Raw genomic sequence first — 3224 nt, 5'->3', positions numbered from 1 at the left:
ACGCCGCGAGCTTTCCGGCAAGCCTTTCCGGCCACAGCACTAGAGGCCCCGGCGCGGGTTGGGCGGCAACGGGGACGGGATGTGGTGCATCCCCGTGTGGCCGGTGGGGATCCGGCCGACCGCCTGCCACACGGGGGTCGTCGTGGTGGTCTGCCCGGACTGGCTGTCGCGCTGGGTCGCGAGGTGCCCGGCAGAGTGCCGGGCACCGTACGAGCTCGTTCGCTGGCCGCCCGAGCCGTGCTGGAGGTTCCCGAACCCGGTGAACCCCAGCTCCTCCTCGCCGTGCCGGTCACCCGGCAGGGCCCGATAGGACCTGACCCACTCCGCGTAGAGCGTGTCGTAGATCGGTGTGGTCGATGGGCCGCCCGAAGGGTCCTGTGTCGGCCGCATGGACGGGATCGACGAGTAGGACTGGCGGCGGGGAACGTCAAATGCGTGCACGTCTGAGCCAACGACCCCGCCGGGCAAGGGATGCGGGCCGTACACCATTCAGCCTCCGGCCCGGGACCGCGCCCCGTGCGGTGATCCGCGGGGCGCGGCGCGACCGGGCCGGCCGTCAGGTCCCGGCGAGCGGCAGCGTCGCGGCCACCAACTTGCCGTTCGCCGCGGCCTTGTCGAGCGCCTCCCGCAGCAGGTCCTCCCGCGGCTGCCGCCCGATCGACCCGACCGGCGCCGCGAACAGCAGCACCTGCTGGTGCTTGTTCGCCGCGGCCCGCCAGCTGTCGGCGACCTGGAGCGCCTGGTGCGCCTGCCACCAGGCGACCGGGGTGCCGCCGGAGGGACCCGGCTGCAGGATGGCGTGCAGCTGGCCCATCGCGAGCAGTACCGACCAGCCGTGCAGCACGGGCGGGACGGAGTCGATCTGGGGGAGCGGCATGAAGCCCTGCTCGATGAGCAGCGGCAGGAAGTCGTCGCCGGCGCCGGTGGTGCCCGGGCGGGCGATCGGCGCGGTCGGCTCGACGACCAGCGCCGGGTGCAACTCGCCGCTGAGCAGGATCAGTCCGCTGGTGACGCCGAGCACGGCCTGCTCGGGCGCGGCCTGCGGGGCGGCCGATCCGGCGATGGAACGGGCGGCGCCCTGCAACTGTTCCTCGGTGACCTGGACGACCTGGGAGGGCAGACAGGTGGCGTGGGCGAAGGCGAGCACGGCGGTCTCGTCGCCGACGAACAGGACGGTGCTGGTGCGCTCCTGCTCGGAGTCCCCCGGGGTACGGCAGGACGTGCAGTCGTAGCCGCCGGGGGCGTTCTCTCCGGCGAGCAGCCGGTCGGCTTCTTCGTCGCCGATCTCGGCGCGTACCTCGTCGCTGACCTCGAGCATGCGCGGCACGGGTGGCTCCTCGGGATGCGGTGCGTGTCGGATGCCGGGTGGCGCCCGGCCCGTGAGCACGGAGGTTCCGGCTCATGAAGGAGACAACGGGCTTTCTGTGGCCGGAGTCACGCTCGAGGACGAATGGAATCGAACCATCCGGCGCGCAGGGTGAATCCATCCGCGGAATCGGTTACTCCGCGTCAACTCATGGAACTGTGCAGGCACTTGCCGCGGTGAAGTGGCTCACAGATCATTGAGGCCCCTGGCCGACAAATCCGGAAATCAGGGAATGAAGTGGGTGGCCGGAATTGGCTGCTACTGACGGTAACGGTGAACTGGCCTCGGAGGACGGATGACCAGTTGCTGACAACCAGTCAAGTTCCCTAGATTCCCGGCCGTGTGCAACGAGCACCGCTCGGGTACGTCCGCCGGCCGCATGACAGCCAGCTCGACCGCACCACCCCGCCGGCGGACGGGGCTGAGCGCGCCCCCGCGTCCTGTGCGACACGGAGCGCGCCCCGCCTTGGGGGACCCCGAGTCCTTCGAGAGGGAACTACATGTCCGCATGTGCCGACAACACACGCGAGAACACTCGCACCACGCGGAACGCCCGTAGGGCGAAGGCGCAGGACGCCCGCAGGACACGTACGACGGCGGTCGTCGCCGGGGCCGTGCTGCTCGCCCCGCTGGGACTGCTCACCGCCGCCGGCAACGCCGCCGCGGCCGACAGCGGAGTGTGGGACCGCATCGCCAAGTGCGAGAGCGGCGGCAACTGGCGCATCAACACCGGCAACGGCTACTACGGCGGACTCCAGTTCGCCGCCACGACCTGGCGCGCCTACGGCGGCACCGCCTACGCGCCCACCGCCGACAAGGCGTCCAAGGCCCAGCAGATCGCGATCGCCACGAAGGTCCAGCGCGCCCAGGGCTGGGGCGCCTGGCCCGTCTGCGCCGCGCGCGCCGGAGCGTACGGCAGCGCGCCCGCCGCTCCCTCGAACGGCTCGGCGACCACCAAGTCCGCCCCGGCCGGCAGTGCCGGGAACGCCGCCAAGCCTTCCAAGAGCGCCCCGTCGACGACGCCGTCGCGCTCCACCGGCCACCCGGACCGCAGCGCCTCCCGAGGCGACTACACCGTCCGCCAGGGCGACACCCTGAGCGGCATCGCCGCCCGGCAGGGCACCACCTGGCGGAAGATCTACGCCGCCAACAAGGCCGTCATCGGGGCCGACCCCGGTCTGATCGTGCCCGGTCAGCGCCTCGACCTCTGAGCACCCTCCCGGCACCGTGTCCGCGGGTCCCGTCCGGCGCGCCGCCCGGACGGGACCCGCGCCCTTCTCCCGCGCTCAGGGCAGTTCGGCGGCCTCGCCGCAGAACGCCACCGTGCCGCGCCGCAGTTCGTAGACGAGCGCGGACGCCTCCCGCAGCGCCGGCGGCAGGCGCTGCTCGGCGACGACCACACAGGCGTCCAGTCCGCTCAGCAGGGCGTACGTGCGCGCCGCGACCGCCGGTGACATGCCCTGGGCCGGCTCGTCGACGAGGACGACACGCGCGCGTGCCAGGAGGGCACGGGAGAGCGCGAGCATGCGCTGCTCACCGCCGGAGAGGGTGCCGGCGCGGCGGGGGAGCAGCGGGTCGAGCGCCGGGTACGCCGCGAGGGCGGGGGAGACGTCCCGCACGGAGAGTTCGAGGTTCTCGCGCACGGTGAGCGAGCCGAAGACCGCCCGCCGCTCGGGCACGAGGACGAGGCCCCGCCGGGCCCGCTCGTACGCCGGCAGCCGGGTGATGTCGGTGCCGTCCCACTCCACGGCCCCGGCGGAGAGTGGCACCGTGCCGGCGAGGGCCCCGAGCGCGGTCGTACGACCGGAGCCGTTGCGGCCCAGCAGGACGGTCAGACCGGGGCCCGGCGCGGCGACGG

General features: G+C 73.0%; 4 protein-coding genes. 1 reads left to right on the top strand and 3 read right to left on the bottom strand.

The annotated features are described in order from the left end of the window. Positions 1–39: 39 nt before the first annotated feature. Both AOK23_RS32740 and AOK23_RS32735 read right to left on the bottom strand, forming a co-directional pair. A complete protein-coding gene (locus AOK23_RS32740; RefSeq protein WP_055716174.1) occupies positions 40–390 on the bottom strand; it encodes a hypothetical protein in 351 nt (116 codons plus the stop codon). Positions 391–556: 166 nt separating this feature from the next. Further along, positions 557–1327 (bottom strand): hypothetical protein, encoded by a 771-nt coding sequence (locus AOK23_RS32735; RefSeq protein WP_055716173.1) that lies wholly within the window; start codon positions 1325–1327, stop codon positions 557–559. A 539-nt stretch (positions 1328–1866) separates the two neighbouring features. On the opposite strand from AOK23_RS32735, the gene AOK23_RS32730 reads away from it, so the two are divergent. Further along, positions 1867–2577: a transglycosylase family protein gene (locus AOK23_RS32730; RefSeq protein WP_055716172.1), complete on the top strand. Its 711-nt coding sequence runs from the start codon at positions 1867–1869 to the stop codon at positions 2575–2577. A 75-nt stretch (positions 2578–2652) separates the two neighbouring features. On the opposite strand, the gene AOK23_RS32725 is transcribed toward AOK23_RS32730, so the two are convergent. Beyond that, positions 2653–3224: ATP-binding cassette domain-containing protein (locus AOK23_RS32725; protein ID WP_055716171.1), on the bottom strand; the 572-nt coding region annotated here is incomplete at its 5' end.

Source organism: Streptomyces torulosus, assembly GCF_001419765.1.
Taxonomy (GTDB): domain Bacteria; phylum Actinomycetota; class Actinomycetes; order Streptomycetales; family Streptomycetaceae; genus Streptomyces; species Streptomyces torulosus.
This window is presented reverse-complemented; position numbering and strand designations above follow the sequence as displayed.

Coding starts and splice junctions, on each gene's coding strand:
- AOK23_RS32730 (WP_055716172.1), top strand. CDS start 1,867: ATGTCCGCATGTGCCGACAACACACGCGAGAACACTCGCACCACGCGG.
- AOK23_RS32740 (WP_055716174.1), bottom strand. CDS start 390: ATGCGGCCGACACAGGACCCTTCGGGCGGCCCATCGACCACACCGATC.